Raw genomic sequence first — 17,607 nt, forward strand, 5'->3', positions numbered from 1 at the left:
GGATGGGGGGGAAAATCCAAGAACAAGAGCAAAGATGAAGAGCAGTGCTCGTGCGGTTCCCCCATCCCCGTCAGCCCTCCGATACCAAACCACATCCCGGGCACGCAGACCGTTGCGGTTGAGAGGCTAGGGCGGCGGCAGGTTGCGGTCTGCGCACCCGGGATGTGGTGTGTCCTCTCCAGGCTGACGGGGATGGGGGAACCGCTCGGGGAGTGTTGAAAAGCCACCCCGGCCGCCCGTCCCCGGGCTCCGCCCGCACGCAATCGCCTATGGCGTACAAGAACGGCCAACGTGGCGTACAAGAACGGCCAACACGCGCGGAGGGTTGAACCCTCGCCGGCGTGTTGGCCGTTGTCGTACGGGTCAGCTCTTGCCGGAGCGGCGTTGGGGCTTCGGGGTGACCACGCCTTCGGCCAGGCGGCGGGCCGTCAGCAGGAAAGCCGTGTGGCCGACCATGCGGTGTTCCGGGCGGACTGCCAGGCCGACCACGTGCCAGGGGCGCATGAGGGTCTCGAAGGCCTGGGGTTCGGTCCACATCTCCTGTTCGCGCAGGGCTTCGGTGACCTTGGAGAGCTGGGTGGTGGTGGCCACGTAGACGACCAGGACGCCGCCGGGGATCAGTTTCTGCGCGATGGTGGGGAGGACGTCCCAGGGGGCGAGCATGTCCAGGATGACCCGGTCGACCTCGCCGCCGTCGTAGTGGCTGACGTCGCCGAGGGTGAGGGTCCAGTTGGCGGGGAGTTCGCCGAAGAAGCGGGTGACGTTGCGTTCGGCGTGTTCGCGGTGGTCCTCGCGGATCTCCCAGGACGCGACGCTGCCCTTGTCGCCGACGGCGCGCAGCAGGGAGCAGGTGAGGGCGCCGGAGCCTGCTCCGGCCTCCAGGACCCGGGCGCCGGGGAAGATGTCGCCCCACATCAGGATCTGGGCGGCGTCCTTGGGGTAGATGACCTGGGCGCCGCGCGGCATCGACAGCACGTAGTCCGACAGCAGGGGGCGCAGGGCCAGGAACGTGGTGCCGCCGACGGAGTTGACCACCGAGCCCTCGGGCTGGCCGATGAGCAGGTCGTGCGGGATGGCGCCGCGGTGGGTGTGGTACTCCTTGCCCTCTTCCAGGACAACGGTGTACTTGCGGCCCTTGGGGTCGGTGAGTTGCACCCGGTCGCCGGGCTGGAACGGGCCGCTGGTGGAACTCACCGGGTCTTACCTCCGCAATACTGGCGCCTCGTGCGCCCATTCTGAACTCAAGCTGGCGCACGATCCTCGCAGATGGCCCCCGGCACGCACGACCTAGCCCCGGCGTCGGCGCAGCGCGTCCCGCAGGTCCTCGCGGTGCAGCACCCCGGCGGGACGGCCGTCCTCGTCCACCACCAGGAACTGCCAGGCCGCGGTTCCGCGTACCCGGTCGATGATCTCCTCGCCCGGTTCGGAGTCCAGGATGACCGTTTCGGCGTTGATCGGCTCGGCCGCGCGTTCGGCCGGGGCCAGTGGGCTCACCGCGGCCAGCCGGGCCGCGGCGGTGGCGTCGAGCAGGCCGGCGGCCACGCCGTCGGCGCGGACCAGGACCACTCCCCTACCGGCCGAGGCGTCCAGGGCGTCGGCGACCGGGCTCTCCGCGGGCAGCTGGAGCACCGGGCGGACCAGGTCGGCCAGGGTCAGGCCCGCGGGCCAGGTGCGTTGTTGTTCGTTGGCCATCTCCGCGCCCGCGCCGAGCACCACGAACCAGGCCATCAGCACGCAGACGGCCAGCCGCAGCCAGCGGTCGGGGGTGTTGCCCGCCAGGCCCATGACCGCCCACCAGATCATCGCGGCGGCCACCACGCCCGCGCCGATCACCGCGACCCTGGTGCCGGTCATCCGCTTCCCGGTGGCCGCCCACACCAGCGCGCGCAGCACCCGCCCGCCGTCCAGCGGCAGGCCGGGCAGCAGGTTGATCACCGCGACCGCCGCGTTGGCCACCGCGAGCTGGGCGATCAGCAGCCACAGCACCCCGCCGCCGGGGACCAGCAGCAGGCCGAGTCCGGCCAGCGCGGCCAGTCCCACCGACACCGCGGGCCCGGCCGCGGCCACCCAGCCCTCCTGACCCGGTCTGGTCGGCGTGCGCATGAGTTCGGCCGCCCCGCCCAGCAGCTGCAGCCGCACCCGCCGCACCGGCAGGCCCAGCCGCAACGCCACCACCACGTGTCCCAGCTCGTGCAGCAGCACCGAGGCGGCCAGCAGCACCGCGAACACCGCGGCCATGATCGCCGAGATCACCAGGCTGGTGCCGGGCACGATCATCTCCACCAGCGGCGTGTACAGCACCACGATCACCGCCGCGAGCAGCCACCAGGAGTGCGCGAGCAGCACCGGCACCCCGCCGACCCGGCCCAGCAACAGACCGCCGTCACGCAGGCGCGGCCGTCGGCCGGGGAGGGTGGTCACGAACGGTGAGCCTAGACATCCCGGTGTGGTGTCGGGGTGACGGCGCACCGGCGTCGGTGAACAGGGCTGTCGGGGGTCTGGCTTATGGTGCGGAGTGTGACGGACAGCGCGCGGGATGCGATCTCCTCGACCGGGCAGGCCCTCGGTGAGTCGACGGTGCCCGCCCCGCGCCGACCGGTGCGCAGGCTCGCGCTGTCCCCCTCCCGCGCCAGCGACTTCAAGCAGTGCCCGCTGCTCTACCGGCTGCGCGCGGTGGACCGGTTGCCGGAGAAGGCCACCAAGGCCCAGGTGCGCGGCACGCTGGTGCACGCGGTGCTGGAGGAGCTGTTCGCCAAACCGGCCGCCGAGCGGGTCCCGGCCACCGCCTACGCCCTGGTCGAACCGGCCTGGCAGAAGCTGCAGCAGGAGCGCCCCGAGCTGGCCGAGGAGCTGTTCACCGGCGCCGAGGACCCCGAGCAGGAGCCCTGGCTGGCCTCCGCGCGCGGGCTGCTGGACTCCTACTTCGGCCTGGAGGACCCGCGCCGGTTGCAGCCGGAGGCCTGCGAGCTGCTGGTGGAGACCGAGCTGGACAACGGGGTGCTGCTGCGCGGCTACATCGACCGCCTGGACGTGGCCCCCACCGGCGAGATCCGGGTGGTCGACTACAAGACCGGCAACGCGCCGAGGGAGATCGGCGAGGCCAAGGCGCTGTTCCAGATGAAGTTCTACGCGCTCGCGCTGTGGAAACTGCGCGGCGTGGTGCCCAGGCAACTCCAGTTGATGTACCTGGCCAACCGGGAAACGCTGAAATACGCCCCGGACGAGGCCGAACTGCGCCGCTTCGAGCGCCTGGTCTCGGCGATCTGGCAGGCCATCCTGACCGCGGGCCGCACCGGTGACTTCCGGCCCAGCCGCAGCCGGTTGTGCGACTACTGCAACCACAAGGCGCTCTGCCCGGAGTTCGGCGGCACCCCGCCGGCCTACCCCGGCTGGCCCGAGCCGACCGCTGACGCGGAGACGGTGCTGGACCGAACGGACTGACCGCCCCACTGCCCCATTGGGCATTGGTTCGGCCGTTTGCCTAATCTTTCCGCGAATTCGCGGGCGCCCCCCAGATCGTTTCGCTATAACGGAGCCATCGGTTCGCCGGTACCCCGTTTCCCGGCGGAATTCGATCATTGCCAGGGGGATTAATGTGATCCAATCACCACATCACAGCGGGCGCGGGGGCGCCCGGGTCCGGCTCGTCGTGGTGCACACCGCGGAGGGCGCCCGCACGGCTGAGGCGCTCGGCCGGTTCTTTCAGGGCAAGACGCAGGCGTCGAGCCACGTCGGCATCGACGACAAGCGGATCGAGCAGTACGTCAACTACGACCGGGCAGCGTGGACCCTGCGCTCCGGCAACCCGATCAGCGACAACGCGGAGCTGTGCGGGTTCGCCAAGTGGAGCCGGGCGGAATGGCTGGAGCATCCGCGGATGCTGGAGCTGACCGCGCAGTGGATCGCCGAACGCTGTCGCGCGCGGGGCATCCCGCTGCGCAAGCTCACCCCGGCGCAGGTCGCGGCCGGCGAGTCCGGTGTCATCGGGCACCACGACTGGACGGTGGGCAAGAAGGAGGGCTCCCACTGGGATCCCGGACCGAATTTTCCCTGGGACTTGGTCATGGCCAAGGCCGGGGGTCAGTCAGGGGAGGACGATTTGCCATCACCGAAAGAGGTCGCCGCCGCCACGCTGGACATGCCATTGGGTCCCGGCGCCGACCCGCAGTCGCTATCGGCCTTCGTGGTCAGGAATCGCGATGTCGCGGAGAAGCTGGATGAACTGCTCGGCCTGCTGCGCCCCGGCATCGCGGGCGTCCGGCACGCGGGCCCGCTGGCGAACCTGATCGCCAAGGCCGCCGAGAACGAGGGCCTGCCGGAGGTGGCCGAACTCTCCGACGCCGACCTGGAGATGCTGGCCAAGGCCGCCGCGGCCGAACTCAGCCGCCGCAAGGCCTGACGAACCGACGCTGCCCCCGGCTCGCCAGTGGCGGGCCGGGGGCAGCGTCGTGGTGATCAGAGTCGGCAGGAACGGATGTCCGAGGTCAGGACCGCCTTCGCGCCCAAGGCCGCCAGCCGGTCCATGATCAGGTTGGCTTCCTTGCGCGGCACCATCGCCCGCACCGCCACCCACAGCGGATCCGCCAGCGGCGCCACCGTCGGCGACTCCAGCCCAGGGGTCAGGTTGACCGCGTCGTCCAGCAGCGAGCGCGGGCAGTCGTAGTCCAGCATCAGGTACTGCTGGGCGAAGACCACGCCCTGCACACGGGCCGCCAGCTGCGCCTTCTCCGGGGTCTCGGCGGAACCGGCGCGTTCGACCAGCACCGCCTCGGACACGCAGATCGGGTCGCCGAAGGCCACCAGGCCGTGCTGGCGCAGGGTGCGGCCGGAGCCGACCACATCGGCCACCGCGTCGGCCACGCCGAGCTGGATGGAGATCTCCACCGCGCCGTCCAGGCGGATCACCTCGGCGCTGACGCCGTGTTCGGCCAGGCTGGCCCGGACCAGGCGCGGGTAGGCGGTGGCCACCCGCTTGCCGTCGAGGTCCTTGACCGACCACTCCCGGCCCGCGGTGCCGGCGTAGCGGAAGGTGGAGCCGCCGAAGCCGAGCGCGAGCCGTTCGGTGACCGGCGCGCCGGAGTCCAGCGCGAGGTCCCGGCCGGTGATCCCCATGTCCAGCTCGCCGGAGCCGACGTAGATGGCGATGTCCTTGGGGCGCAGGAAGAAGAACTCGACGTCGTTGACCGGGTCGAGCACGGTCAGGTCGCGCTGCTCATGTCGGCCCCGGTAACCCGCCTCGGCAAGCATCTCGCTGGCGAATCCGGACAGCGTGCCCTTGTTGGGCACCGCGACACGCAACATGGCGTCCTACTCCGTGGTCGTGGTGGTCTTACAGATATCGGTAGACGTCGTCCAGGGTGAGCCCCCGGCCGATCATGAGCACCTGGAGGCGGTAGAGCAGCTGGGAGATCTCCTCGGCGAGTTCGGCGTCGGACTCGTGTTCGGCGGCCAGCCACACCTCCCCGGCCTCTTCGAGGACCTTCTTGCCCTGGGCGTGCACCCCGGCGTCCAGCGCCGCGACGGTGCCGGACCCCTCGGGCCGGGTCGTCGCCCGCTCGGAAAGCTCGGCGAACAGCTGGTCGAACGTCTTCACGGCACTGAATCCTTCCATCCCGGCCCGCCCGGCACGATCGCCGGGGGCACCGGTGTGACCAGCGGCTCAGCCCTGGTCGAACAGGTTGGGCAGGCCTGCCCGGTAACGGCGGGTGTCCTCCTGCTGAAGTCCACGCAACTCCGGGGCGCGGAACAGGGTGAACAGCCTGGCCCTCGGCGCGCTGGACCCGGCCGCGTCCAGCACCGCGTTCGCGGCCAGCCTGCCTGCCTCGTTGGCGCCCTCCATGGTCGCCAGGTTGACGTCGGTGCGCACGTAGTCGGCGGCCAGGAACAGGTTCGGGATCGCGGTGGCCGCCGCCGGCCGCCGCGCCCAGGAGTCCACCGGGTGGATCAGCAGCGGCTCCTCGCTGCGCGCGCCGCCGGGGGCGCCCAGCTCGGTGATGGCCGGATCCAGGAACCAGGAGTGCAGGTCAGCCGGTCGCAGAACCTGGTCGCCGGTGTCCTCCAGGCTGGCCTCCAGCTGCGCCCAGACCTCGTCGAAGAGCTGCTGCCGGGTGCAGAAGCGGGCTGGTTTGCGGTGCACGATGCCGGGGGTGTCCCAGTCGGAGATGATCGTGGACAGGCATTCCGGCACGCTGCCGTCGCCGTAGCGGCGCAGGTCGCCGCCGCGCCAGAACTGGGCCTGGCTGATCGAGGTGAGCGCCCACGGCGTGTCCACGTAGCTGACGTGCCCGTGCACCAGCGGCAGCTTGCGCCGCAGGTAGAACAGGACCCCGCTCATCCACTCCGTGCGCAGCTCCTGGACCAGCCGCAGCCGGGGGTCGGCGGCCAGCACCTCCGGCCCCCACAGCGCGGGCGCGCGCTCCACCGGGACGGCGCAGACGTAGTGGTCAGCACTCACCTGCGCGGTCCCGGCCGCGGTGCGCACGGTGACGCCGGTGATCCGCCCGCCCGCGCAGTGCAGGCGTTCGGCGGTGCCGGTCTCGAAGCGCACGCCGAGGGAGCGCAGGTGGGTGGTCCAGGGGTCGATCCAGGCCTCGTTGGTGGGTGCGTTGAGCACCCGGTCCACCGCGCCGTCGTTGCCGCGGCCCAGCGCGGTGTTGAGGAATGCCTCCAGGATCAGGCCGACCGTGTGCGAGCCCGCCTCCTCGGCGCGCACCGCGACCAGCAGCCGGGTCAGGCCGACGCCGAAGACCTTCCCGTACTCCGCGGACCGGGTGGCCGCGCCGATGAAGTCCCACCACGCGGTGTGTTCCCACTGGCCGAGCCGCCGTTCGTCGCCGCTGGTCAGGTAGACGGCCAGGCGGTTGGCGAAGTGCGCGCTCTCCCAGGGCGGCAGGCGCAGCGCGGTGTCCAGCAACGCGATCAGCGCGGGCAGCAGCAGCACCGGGTCCAGGCTGGGCAGGGGCAGTTTCAGTGGCACGAACAGGTCGAACCGGCCGCCGGCGCGGGCCAGCCGGAACGTCGAGGCGTCCACCAGGTTGTCGTGCACGCCATCGCGGTTGCCCGGGAACGGGATGCGGCGCATGGTGTCCGGCAGGTTGCGGTAGAAGCCGGGGAAGAACCGGAAACCGTGCTCGCCTGGCAGGTCCGGTCTGCCGCCGGATCCGGTGCCGGGCACCGGGATGCTGCGTGCCTTGCCGCCGGGTTCCCTACGTTCCAGCACGGTGACGGCGAAGCCGCGTTCGGCCAGTTCGTGCGCCGCGGTGAGGCCGCCGATGCCGCCGCCCAGCACGAGCACCGTGCCCGCCGCTTTCCGGGCGGGCGCGCGTCCGGCCGGCACACCCAATGCCGCCGCGCCGCCCAGCGCGACCCCGTGGGAGAGCAAGCTCCGCCGAGTCAGACCACCCATGACCACACCCCTGGGAAAAACCCTAGGCGGCGGTGCGGATGAGCGGACAGTGCCCGATCGGCTGGACCTGCTCAGGCGTGTTCGGCGTGCCCGTCGCGGTCCGTGTCGGCCGGCTGGTCCAGACCGGGCACGACCGCCGCGAACAGCCCAAGCCCCAGGCCGTAGGGGTCGTCCATGCCGACCGCGCGCAGGGTGTCGGCGGGCAGCGCGAGCAGTGAGATGGCCACGCCGAGCAGGTAGGCGTCGAGCAGTCCGGCGTCCTTGGCGGTGGTGGCCAGTCCGGCCGCGTGGTGCACCTCGGCGATGGCGGCGGCGTTGGCCCGCACCATCTCGCCGAGGGCCTCGCGCACCTCGGGGCTGCGCACGCCCTCCAGGTACAGCTCGAACATGGCCAGGATCTGGGTGCGATCGCCCTGCAGCGCGCGGTGCAGCAGCGCCGGGTACAGCTCGCTGACCTGACTGGGCGTGACCCCGGCCGGAGTGGTGTCGCGCAACTGCTGGACGGCCTCGCCGTGTTCCTGGGCCATCCGGCGGGCCGCGGCGGCCAGCAGGGAGTCGCGGGTGGGGAAGTAGTTCTTGGTGGTGCCGACCGGGACATCGGCGGCGCGGTCGACCGCGCGGTGGGTCAGCCCTCGGCCGCCCTCGCGCGCGAGCACCTCGATCGCCGTGTCAGCCAGCAGTTCCCGACGCGTCGACCTGCGCTTTCCGTCTCCCCGACCAGTATTCACAACACGTTCATCTTAGTACTCGGTATACGATCATGACCAGCCAGGGTGGATCATGTCCCCGTGACCATACCCCTGGCCCGCCGCCTCGGCACCGCTGACGCGGTGACCATCGGCCTGGCCGCGATGATCGGCGCCGGCGTGTTCAGCGCCCTGGGCCCGGCCGCCGCGGCCGCGGGCGCCGGACTGCTGCCCGCACTGGCCCTGGCCGCGCTGATCGCCTACTGCAACGCCACCTCCACCCTGCGGCTCGCGCTGCGCTACCCGACCTCCGGCGGCGCCTACGTCTACGGCCGGGAACGACTCGGCGCCCTCTGGGGCAACCTCGCGGGCTGGTGTTTCGTGCTCGGCAAGACGGCCAGCTGCGCGGCGATGGCGCTGACCGTCGGCCAGTACCTGTGGCCCGCCCACGCCCGGCCGGTGGCGGTGGCCGCGGTGCTCGGACTGACCGCGCTGAACTACTTCGGGGTGCAACGCGGCGCCAGGCTGGCCAGGGTGATCGTGGCGATCGTGCTGGTCTGCCTGGTGGCGCTGGGTGTGCTGGCCCTGACCACCGGCGCGCCCCAGGCCGAGCGGCTCGTCCCGCACAGCCCGACCGGGGTGCTGACCGCGGCGGCACTGCTGTTCTTCGCCTTCGCCGGCTACGCCCGGATCGCCACCCTCGGCGAGGAGGTCCGCGACCCGCGCCGCACCCTGACCCGCGCGGTGCCACTGGCCCTGGCCATCGCACTGGCCGTGTACACGCTGCTCGCGGTGGCCGCGCTGGCCACCGTCGGCGCCCAGGGCCTGGCCGCCTCCCCCGCCCCACTGCGCACCGTGCTGGAGATCACCCCACTGCGCGAGTACGGCTGGGTGATCTCCATCCTGGGCGCGATCGCCGCCCTCGGCGCCCTGCTCGCGCTGGTGCTCGGCGTCTCCCGCACCGCCTTCGCGATGGCCCGCGACGGGAACCTGCCGAGGCTGCTGGCGGCCGTGCACCCACGCCACCAGGTCCCGCACCGGGCCGAGGTGGTGGTCGGCCTGCTGGCCGCCACCGCGGCCGCCACGCTGGACCTGAGGCAGGCCATCGCCTTCTCCTCCTTCGGCGTGCTGCTCTACTACGCGGTGGCCAACGCGGCCGCGTGGACCCTGGAACCGGAGTTCCGGCCGGCCCGCTGGATCCCGATTGCCGGACTTGTCGGTTGTGTCCTGCTCGCCGGTGTGCTCATCTGGGGTGGTGGTGCGTGGTGAACGAATGCTGGTCTTGTCCGGACTGGCCATGGGGGCCCTCCTGGTGGCCGGGCTGTTGGCGTTGATCGCCGCCCCGCACCTGCGCCCGCACCTGAGTTACGCCGACGGCACGGTGCCCGGCGAGGTGTCGACCTACACCTGCCAGGCCTCGATCGGCCTGGACGGTTTGCTGCCGTGCCCGCGGGAGAAGGACTACCGCTGGGACCTGCCGGCCAGCGGCGAGCTGAGCACGACCTGGACGACCAGCCGCAGTGACACCAGCACCCTGGGCGGGGTGCTCGCGCAGGGGGACTCGGACTGCCCGGACAGCCGGGTCGCCTGGACGCTGACGGCCAACGGTCGGCGGAGTTCCGGGGTGCTGTCGAGCACGGATCGGGCCACGCTGGTGACGTTGTCACTGTCCGAGCCACAGGACCGGATCACCCTGACGTTGCGCCGGGTAGATTCCGCCCCCTGCGCCGCCGCCCTGGAATGGCGCCAGGCCGCCCCCGAAGCCCCCTGGCTCGGCTTCCTCTGGTCCTGGTAACCCCACCCACAACGGCCAACGACCCGTACAACAACGGCCAACACGCCGGCGAGGGTTTCCCCCCTCCGCGCGTGTTGGCCGATGTCGTACCGTGTGTTGGCCGTTCTCGTACGCCGTGTTGGCCGTTATCGAGCGGTCAGGCGGGGGTTTCCTTGCCTCGCAGGGTGAAGCGGGCGCCCACCACCACTCCCACGCACAGCAGCGGCAGCACGAACAAGGCCACCGGCAGGGTGAAGGCCTGGGCCAGGCCGCCGATCATCGGCGGGCCCAGCAGGAAGCCGGGCCAGGCCGCCGCCGAGACCGCGGCGATGGCCTGGGCCGCGTGGCGGCCGGGCAGGGCGGCCGCGCTGCTGAAGACCACCGGGACGGCGCAGGCCACGCCGAGGCCGAGGGTGGCGAAGCCGAGCAGGGCGGCCCACGGGTGGCCGATGAGCAGCGCCGCGGTGAAGACCACCACGGCCACCGAGGCCAGGGTGCCGACCACCGCGCGGCCGCCGAAGCGGCTCACCCAGCGGTCACCCATGGCCCGGCCCAGGAACATGCTCAGGGCGAAGGCGCTGAAGGCGAACCCGGCGAAGGCGGGCGAGGTGCCCAGGTTCTCCTTCAGGTACAGCGCCGACCACTCCGCCGCCGCGCCCTCGCAGAGCACCGCGGCCAGCATGAGCGCGCCCAGGGCGAGCAGCTTGCGGTCCTTGAGCGGGAAGGAGACGCCGCCCTTCTCCTTGCGTTCGTGCTTGGCCGAGCGGTCGCCGTCCAGGGCCAGCCGGGTGGTGGCCGGGACGAAGACCAGCACCACCGCGCCGACCAGCAGCATCTGCGTGGTCAGGGACAGCCCGAAGGCGATGGCCAGACCGCCGATCGCGCCGCCCGCGGCCGCGCCCAGGCTCCAGCAGGCGTGGAAACTGGACATCACCGAGCGGCCGTAGGCCCGTTCCACCAGCACCGCCTGCGCGTTCATCGCCACGTCCAGGGAACCCTGGAACGCGCCCCAGACCGCCAGCGCGACGAACAGCCCGGCCAGGGAGTCCGCCAGGCCCAGCAGGCCCGCGGACAGGCCGTAGCCGATCGCGGTGATCACCATGACCTTGCGACTGCCCAGCCAGGACACCAGCGCCCCGGTGCACAGGATCGCCAGCAGCGCGCCCACCGGTCCGCCGAGCAGCGCGATGCCCAGCTGGCCGTCGCTGAGCGCGAGTTTGGCCTTGACCAACGGGATGTAGGGCGTCCAGGTCGCGAACACCAGTGCGTGCAGGGTGAACACCCCGGACAGCGTTAAACGGGCGGTCCGTGCGGATCGCGTAGGGGCGAGCACGCCGGTCTCAGACACAGTGCACCTCCACTCCAGCCTTGCGTAGTTGGTCCAGTTCGTCCGCCGGCGCGGCGGTGTCGGTCACCAGCACGTCCAGCGCGCCCAGCTCGCACACCCTGGCGAAGGCCCGCCGCCCCAGCTTGGAGGCGTCCACCGCGGCCACCACCCGCGCCGATGCCCGCACCGCGGCCCGCTTGACCTGCGATTCGGCCAGGTCGAACGCGGTCACCCCGTCCCGGCCGCTGATCCCGCAGCAGCCCAGCACCAGGGTGTCGAAGCGCATCCGGTCCAGCGCGTACTCGGTGAGCGGCCCGATGAAGGCCTGTTCGGGTTTGCGCACGTCACCGCCGGGCAGCACCTGGTGCACGTGCTCGGTGTGCTCGAAGGCCGCCGCGATGTGCAGGGACAGCGGCAGCACGGTCAGCCGCAGGTGCTGCGCCGCCCTGGCCGCCTCCAGCGCGGTGGTGCCGCTGTCGAAGACCACGCTCTCCCCGTCGTCGAGCAGCGCGGCCACGGCCAGTCCGATCCGGCGCTTGGCGTCCACGTGCTGACGGCTGCGCACCGCGAACGGCGTCTCCTCACCGGCCAGCATGCTCACCGCGGCGCCGCGCACCCGGCGCAACAGCCCGTCCCGCTCCAGTACGTCGAGATCCCGGCGGATGGTCATCTCCGAACACTGGGTGAGTTCGGCCAACTCCACTACCGTGACCCGGGAGCGCTCCCGGAGCGCGGTCAGGATCATTTCGTGCCGCTGCACACTTTCCACGCGTTCATACGAACACAAACAATGTTCGCCGCGCAACCGGTTTCAGAAGGAACATGGGATGAACGGATCTTGACACGGACGGCAGAGTGGTATGGACCACTTGTCGTTTCATGGAGGAGCCCCATGGGATACGCAGCCACCGTGCACGAGCACCTCCAGCGGGTGGAGGAGGCCAACACCGAGGCCGTGGCGCAGGTCGTCGGCCTGCTCCTGGACGTCGTGCGGGCCGACGGCCTGATCCACACCGCCGGTGCGGGGCACTCCCTGGCCGCGGTGGCCGAGACCTTCTACCGCGCGGGCGGCCTGGCCTGCGTGCGCCCGATCTACCACCCGGACCTGCTGCCCATGCACGGCGCGCGGGCCAGCACGGTGGCCGAGCGCCGCGCGGGCCTGGCCGCGGAGACCCTGGGCGAGAAGCCGTTCGGCCCGGACGACCTGCTGATCGTCTTCTCCACCAGCGGCGTCAACCCGTACCCGGTGGAGCTGGCCAAGGCCGCGGTCGCCGCGGGCCGCCCGGTGGTCGGGGTGACCTCCCGCGAGGCCAGCGCCGCCGCACCCAGCCGCTCCGGCACCACCCTGGCCGCCGAGTCCACCGTGGTGCTGGACAACCTGGTCCGGGTCGGCGACGCCAGCTACCCCGCCGACTCCCCCGCCACCGCCCCGCTGTCCTCGCTGGCCAACGGCTTCCTGTGGAACCTGCTGCTGGTCGGCCTGCAGGACGCGGCCACCGCGGCCGGGATCCGGTTGCCGTTGTGGCGCAGCGCGAACATGGTCGGCGGCGACGAGGCGAACAAGGACCTGATGGCCCGTTACCTGCCGCTGGTGCCGGTCCTGGAATAGCCCCGGAATGGACCAAAAGTAGAACTACCTATTGAGGACGCGTTCAAGCCCTGAATAGGGTCCCCCGGGGCGGGCGGAAGTGCCCGCACGGGGGATGAGGGGCTCTACGTGGTCAGCAGGCGTGCGCGGAACTGGTTACTCACCGGCGGGGCGGTGGTCACGGCGGCCGCCGCGGTCGCCGGGGTGCTGGCGTTCTGGGGTCCGGAGGCGGAGCAGGAGAAACCGGGCTCGTCCACACCGGGACGCAGGCCGGTGCTCGCCGCCGAGGCGGCCACCGGATTCCTCTCCGCCTTCGGCAACAACGACATCGGCAGCTCGGCCGGACTCACCGACAACCGCGCCGCGGCCGAACCGGTGCTCAAGGCACTGCGCAACCCGGCCCAGGACACCCGGCCGGAGATGGTCACCCTCAGGGCCAAGGCCACCCCGGCGCCCGCACCGGAGCAGTCCGAGTTGAGCGTGCCGTTCACCGCGCGCTGGCTCTTCGGCGGCGGGCGGGTCTGGGAGTACGAACACACGCTGCCGCTGCGCAAGGAGAACGGCAGCTGGGCGGTGCGCTGGGCCCCTGAGGTGCTGCACCCGCAGTTCGCCGCGGGCCGCACGCTGTCGATGACCACCGCCAACGCCGACGGCGAACTGATCGGCGGCGACGGCAAACCCGTTGCGGGCAACGACCTCTCACCCCAGCTCCTGCCCACCGTGCGCCGCGCGCTGGCCGGTGACCTGCAGGGCGAACTGAGCTGGGCCCTGGTGCTCAAGGAGCCCGACGGCAAGGTCACCACCACCCTCGCCGAACGCAAGGGCAAGGCGGCCAACAACGCCGCGCTCACCCTGCTACCCCAGGTCCAGGCCGCGGCCCAGGCGGCGGTGAACACCCAGAAATCCAACCCCGCCATGATCGTGGCCATCCGCTCCACCGGCGAGATCCTGGCCATCGCCCAGAACCCCGCCGCCGACGCCAAGGGCCTGCCCGCCCTGACCGGCCTGTACGAGCCAGGCTCCACGTTCAAGGTGGTCACCGCGGCGGCCGTCCTTCAGGCAGGCAAAGCCGACCCCGGCACCGTCCTGCCCTGCCCCAAGGAAGACGTGATCAAGCAACGCCGGGTCCGCAACGACGACAACTTCGACCTGGGCGAGGTCCCCCTGAGCACCGCCTTCGCCCAGTCCTGCAACACCACCTTCGCCCGCCTGGCCGCGGACCTGCCCACCAGCACCCTGCCCGATGCCGCCCGCCAGCTCGGCATCGGCGCGGACTTCGACGTCATGGGCATCACCACCAACACCGGCAGCGTGCCCACCCCCGCCTCCCCCGCCGCCCAGGTCGAGGCGAGCTTCGGCCAGGGCCAGGTCCGCACCAGCCCCTTCGGCATGGCCCTGGTATCCGCCACCGTCGCGGCAGGCGGCCGCAGGCCGGTCCCGATCCTGGTCCGCGGCCAGAAAACCACCGTCAATGGCCCCGGCGCCCTGCTCCCCGCCAACGTGGCCAACCAGCTGCGCACCCTGATGCGCGGCGTGGTCACCAACGGCACCGCCAAACCCCTCAACGGCCTCGGCCCGGTACACGGAAAAACCGGCACCGCCCAATTCGGCGACGGCACCCAGGCCCACGGCTGGTTCACCGGCTTCCGCAACAACATCGCCTTCGCCGTCCTGATCGACAACGCGGGCAGCTCCAAACCAGCCGTAACCATGGCCGCCCAATTCCTCAAGTCCCACAACGCCTAACCCCGCACCACAACGGCCAACACCCGGTACAAGAACGGCCAACACACGGTACGAAAACGGCCAACACGCCGGCGAGGGTTTCAACCCTCCGCGCGTGTTGGCCGTTCTGGTACGGCGTGTTGGCCGTTCTGGGACGGTGTGTTGGCCGTTGTTGTACGGCACGTTGGCCGTTGTGGGCGGGCGAAGCCCGGAGGACGGGCAGCGGGGGTGGCTTCTCGAACATCCCCCGAGCGAGATCACTCACCCAGCCTGCGGCAACAGCGGATCCTCCGCGAACTGGGTCCGATACAACTCCGCATACCGCCCATCCTTGACCAGCAACTCAGCATGCGACCCCCGCTCCAGAATCCGCCCATCCTCGATCACCAAGATCACATCAGCCGCCCGGATGGTCGACAACCGGTGCGCGATCACCAACGCCGTCCGATCGGCCAGCGCCGCGCTCAACGCCTCCTGCACAGCCGCCTCCGAACTCGAGTCCAGATGCGCCGTCGCCTCATCCAGGATCACCACCCGAGGCTGCGCCAGCAACAACCGCGCGATCGTCAACCGCTGCCGCTCCCCACCGGAGAGCCGATACCCCCGCTCCCCCACCACCGTCTCCAGCCCATCCGGCAACCCGGCGACCAGATCGGCCAGCCGCGCCTGCCGCAACGCGGTCCAGACCTCCTCATCGGTGGCCGCCGGACGCCCGTAACGCAGGTTGGCGCCAATGGTGTCGTGGAAGAGATGACCGTCCTGCGTCACCACACCGACAACATCCCGGATCGCGTCGAATGACAGATCCCGAACGTCCACATCGGACAGTCGAATGGACCCGGCGTCCACGTCGTAAAGCCTTGGCACCAAAGAAGCGATGGTGGACTTGCCCGCCCCCGAAGACCCCACCAGCGCGACAAGCTGCCCAGCCTCAGCCCGGAAACTGATGCCGTGCAACACCTCCTCGCCACCCCGCTTGTCCAGGGTCTCCACATCCTCAAGTGAGGCAAGGGAAACCCGGCTCGGCGCGGGATATCCGAAGCGCACCCCCTGGAACTCCACCGACACCCCACCCGGCGGCACGGTCCGCGGGTCGGCCCGTTCGGTGATCGACGGCGTCAGGTCCAGCACCTCGAAAACCCGCTCGAAGGAGACCAGCGCGCTCATCACATCCACCCGCGCGTTCGCCAGCGCGGTCAGCGGCGAGTACAGCCGGGTCAGCAGAAGGGCAAGGGAGACAACGGTTCCAGCCGCGAGCTGGCCCTGGATCGCCAGCCAGCCACCAAGTCCGTAGACCAGCGCGAGCGCCAGGCTGGACACCAGGGTCAGCGCGGTGACGAAGGACATCGTGGTCATCGCGTTGCGCACGCCGATATCGCGCACCCGCGCCGCCCGCGCGCCGAACTCCTCGGCCTCCTCACGCGGCCGCCCGAACAGCTTCACCAGGGTCGCCCCCGGTGCGGAGAAGCGTTCGGTCATCTGGTTGGTCATGCCCGCGTTGTGCCCGGCGGCCTCGCGCTGCAGATCGGCCATCCGCCGCCCGACCCGCCTGGCCGGCAGCACGAACACCGGCAGCAGCAGCATCGCCAGCACGGTGACCTGCCAGGACAGCGTCAGCATCACGCCGAGGGCGAGGGCGAGCTGGATGACGTTGGTGAGCACCCCGGACACGGTGGAGGTGAACGCCCGCTGCGCGCCGACCACGTCGTTGTTGAGCCTGCTGACCAGCGCGCCGGTGCGGGTCCGGGAGAAGAAGGCCACCGGCAGCTCCTGGACGTGCTCGAACACCGCCCGCCGCAGGTCATAGATCAGCCCTTCACCGATCCGCGAGGACAGCCAGCGCTCGACCAGGCCGATCGCCGCGCCGAGCAGGGCGATGGCGGCGATGAGCAGCGCGATGCGGACGACAAGGCCCGAGTCCCCGCCGTCCACGATCGCGTTGACCACCTGTCCGGCCAGCACCGGGGTGCTGACCGCGAGCACCGCGGAGATGACGGTCAACCCGAGGAAGACCAGCAACTTCCCGCGGTGCGGGCGCGCGAAGGAGAGCACCCGTCGCAGGGTGCCGCGCCGCACCTTCTTACCGGCGGCGTCCTGGCGCATCGCCCCACGCATCAACATCCACGTGCCGTCCACGGCCCCTCCTAGTGCAGGTTCGACCAGCACAACACCGAGGGGTCGTGAACTATTCCGTGGTGAAACTATTCAGCTGTGGGACCGGTCGGTCTTCAGGATCCGGCGGGGTTCATCAGCGCACGCAGCTCGGTCAGCCTGCGGAGCTGCGCCGATCGCTCGGCCTCGGTCTGCTCGGCCAACGACGGACTGCCCGCCGCCTTGGCCAGCAGCGCCAGCGTCTCCCGGCTCGCCCCAGGCATGGGCGCGACCAGACGGGCGACCAGGTTGGTCACCGCGGCGTCCAGCGCGTCCGCCGGCACGACCTCGTTGACCAGCCCGATCCGCAGGGCCTCCTCGGCGCCGACCCGCCGGCCGGTCAGGCAGATCTCCACGGCTCGCGCGTATCCGACACACTGCGTGAGCGGGAGGGTGCCGCCGAGGTCGGGAACCAGTCCAAGACTGGTCTCGGCCATCGCGAACTGGGCGTCCTCGGCCACGATCCGGAGATCGCAGGCCAGGGCGAGCTGGAAACCCGCGCCGATCGCGTGCCCATGCACCGCCGCCACGGTGATGAAGTTCGACTCACGCAGCCAGGTGAAGCCCTGCTGGAACCCGGCGATCAAGGCGTGGGATTCCTCGGGCGAACCCGAGACGAGGGACACCAGACCTGGCTGTCCGTCAAAACCCTCCGCGGTGAACAACCGTCGGTCGAGGCCAGCGGAGAAGGCGCGGCCGACCCCGCGCACAACCACAACCCTGACCTCGTCCGACAGCGCCGAGCCGATCTCGCGCAGGGCCACCCAGGTCGCGGGCGTCTGCGCGTTGAGCACCTCGGGCCGGTTCAGCGTGACCGTGGCGAGCGGACCGTCCACGGAAAGCTGGACACCCCCGCGCTCCAGCAGGCCAGCGTCGATCTTCGAATCATCTGGCATGGGGAACTCGTCGGCTCCTGGATTCTGTTGTGTGGTGGGAAAAATCCGCAGTCGT

Annotated in this window: 16 protein-coding genes; 6 read left to right on the forward strand and 10 right to left on the reverse strand. The window is 71.1% G+C overall.

Annotation, left to right across the window (positions count from 1 at the left end; genetic code table 11):
* Nucleotides 1-363: 363 nt before the first annotated feature.
* Both HNR67_RS34270 and HNR67_RS34275 read right to left on the reverse strand, forming a co-directional pair.
* Complete coding sequence (locus HNR67_RS34270; protein ID WP_185006691.1) at nucleotides 364-1,194, reverse strand: tRNA (adenine-N1)-methyltransferase; 831 nt, start codon at nucleotides 1,192-1,194, stop codon at nucleotides 364-366.
* Nucleotides 1,195-1,287: 93 nt separating this feature from the next.
* Entirely contained in the window at nucleotides 1,288-2,421 is a 1,134-nt protein-coding gene (locus HNR67_RS34275) for a site-2 protease family protein (RefSeq protein WP_185006693.1), read from the reverse strand.
* 84 nt (nucleotides 2,422-2,505) lie between these two features.
* Between HNR67_RS34275 and HNR67_RS34280 the strand changes: the two genes are divergently transcribed.
* Nucleotides 2,506-3,441, forward strand: coding sequence for a RecB family exonuclease (locus HNR67_RS34280; protein WP_185006695.1), 936 nt, complete (start codon nucleotides 2,506-2,508; stop codon nucleotides 3,439-3,441).
* Nucleotides 3,442-3,595: 154 nt separating this feature from the next.
* On the forward strand, nucleotides 3,596-4,399 hold the full coding sequence (locus tag HNR67_RS34285; protein ID WP_312988683.1) for an N-acetylmuramoyl-L-alanine amidase: 804 nt from the start codon (nucleotides 3,596-3,598) through the stop codon (nucleotides 4,397-4,399).
* A 56-nt stretch (nucleotides 4,400-4,455) separates the two neighbouring features.
* Here the strand turns inward: HNR67_RS34285 and hisG are convergent, their stop codons facing one another.
* From hisG to HNR67_RS34305, 4 genes are all read right to left on the reverse strand, one after another.
* The gene (gene hisG, locus HNR67_RS34290) at nucleotides 4,456-5,301 is read right to left on the reverse strand and encodes an ATP phosphoribosyltransferase (protein WP_185006699.1); all 846 of its coding nucleotides are present in this window, start codon (nucleotides 5,299-5,301) and stop codon (nucleotides 4,456-4,458) included.
* Nucleotides 5,302-5,329: 28 nt separating this feature from the next.
* Complete coding sequence (locus HNR67_RS34295; protein ID WP_312988685.1) at nucleotides 5,330-5,593, reverse strand: phosphoribosyl-ATP diphosphatase; 264 nt, start codon at nucleotides 5,591-5,593, stop codon at nucleotides 5,330-5,332.
* Nucleotides 5,594-5,659: 66 nt separating this feature from the next.
* Nucleotides 5,660-7,405: a hydroxysqualene dehydroxylase gene (locus HNR67_RS34300; RefSeq protein WP_185006703.1), complete on the reverse strand. Its 1,746-nt coding sequence runs from the start codon at nucleotides 7,403-7,405 to the stop codon at nucleotides 5,660-5,662.
* Nucleotides 7,406-7,476: 71 nt separating this feature from the next.
* Nucleotides 7,477-8,061, reverse strand: coding sequence for a TetR/AcrR family transcriptional regulator (locus HNR67_RS34305; protein ID WP_312988687.1), 585 nt, complete (start codon nucleotides 8,059-8,061; stop codon nucleotides 7,477-7,479).
* 132 nt (nucleotides 8,062-8,193) lie between these two features.
* On the opposite strand from HNR67_RS34305, the gene HNR67_RS34310 reads away from it, so the two are divergent.
* Both HNR67_RS34310 and HNR67_RS34315 read left to right on the forward strand, forming a co-directional pair.
* On the forward strand, nucleotides 8,194-9,360 hold the full coding sequence (locus tag HNR67_RS34310) for an APC family permease (RefSeq protein ID WP_312988688.1): 1,167 nt from the start codon (nucleotides 8,194-8,196) through the stop codon (nucleotides 9,358-9,360).
* A 4-nt stretch (nucleotides 9,361-9,364) separates the two neighbouring features.
* Nucleotides 9,365-9,886, forward strand: coding sequence for a hypothetical protein (locus HNR67_RS34315; protein WP_185006707.1), 522 nt, complete (start codon nucleotides 9,365-9,367; stop codon nucleotides 9,884-9,886).
* 136 nt (nucleotides 9,887-10,022) lie between these two features.
* On the opposite strand, the gene HNR67_RS34320 is transcribed toward HNR67_RS34315, so the two are convergent.
* A complete protein-coding gene (locus HNR67_RS34320; RefSeq protein ID WP_185006708.1) occupies nucleotides 10,023-11,147 on the reverse strand; it encodes an MFS transporter in 1,125 nt (374 codons plus the stop codon).
* 58 nt (nucleotides 11,148-11,205) lie between these two features.
* Nucleotides 11,206-11,961: a DeoR/GlpR family DNA-binding transcription regulator gene (locus HNR67_RS34325; RefSeq protein WP_312988690.1), complete on the reverse strand. Its 756-nt coding sequence runs from the start codon at nucleotides 11,959-11,961 to the stop codon at nucleotides 11,206-11,208.
* Nucleotides 11,962-12,084: 123 nt separating this feature from the next.
* Between HNR67_RS34325 and HNR67_RS34330 the strand changes: the two genes are divergently transcribed.
* Both HNR67_RS34330 and HNR67_RS34335 read left to right on the forward strand, forming a co-directional pair.
* The gene (locus HNR67_RS34330; RefSeq protein WP_185006710.1) at nucleotides 12,085-12,801 is read left to right on the forward strand and encodes a sugar isomerase domain-containing protein; all 717 of its coding nucleotides are present in this window, start codon (nucleotides 12,085-12,087) and stop codon (nucleotides 12,799-12,801) included.
* A gap of 108 nt (nucleotides 12,802-12,909) precedes the next feature.
* Nucleotides 12,910-14,526 carry a penicillin-binding transpeptidase domain-containing protein gene (locus HNR67_RS34335; protein WP_185006712.1) on the forward strand — a complete coding sequence of 539 codons (1,617 nt, stop codon included), beginning with the start codon at nucleotides 12,910-12,912 and terminating at the stop codon, nucleotides 14,524-14,526.
* A gap of 240 nt (nucleotides 14,527-14,766) precedes the next feature.
* On the opposite strand, the gene HNR67_RS34340 is transcribed toward HNR67_RS34335, so the two are convergent.
* Nucleotides 14,767-16,641: an ABC transporter ATP-binding protein gene (locus HNR67_RS34340; RefSeq protein ID WP_185006714.1), complete on the reverse strand. Its 1,875-nt coding sequence runs from the start codon at nucleotides 16,639-16,641 to the stop codon at nucleotides 14,767-14,769.
* Nucleotides 16,642-16,733: 92 nt separating this feature from the next.
* Nucleotides 16,734-17,552 carry an enoyl-CoA hydratase/isomerase family protein gene (locus HNR67_RS34345; protein ID WP_185006716.1) on the reverse strand — a complete coding sequence of 273 codons (819 nt, stop codon included), beginning with the start codon at nucleotides 17,550-17,552 and terminating at the stop codon, nucleotides 16,734-16,736.
* Nucleotides 17,553-17,607 lie beyond the last annotated feature (55 nt).

The sequence above is a fragment of the Crossiella cryophila genome, from assembly GCF_014204915.1.
Classification (GTDB): domain Bacteria; phylum Actinomycetota; class Actinomycetes; order Mycobacteriales; family Pseudonocardiaceae; genus Crossiella; species Crossiella cryophila.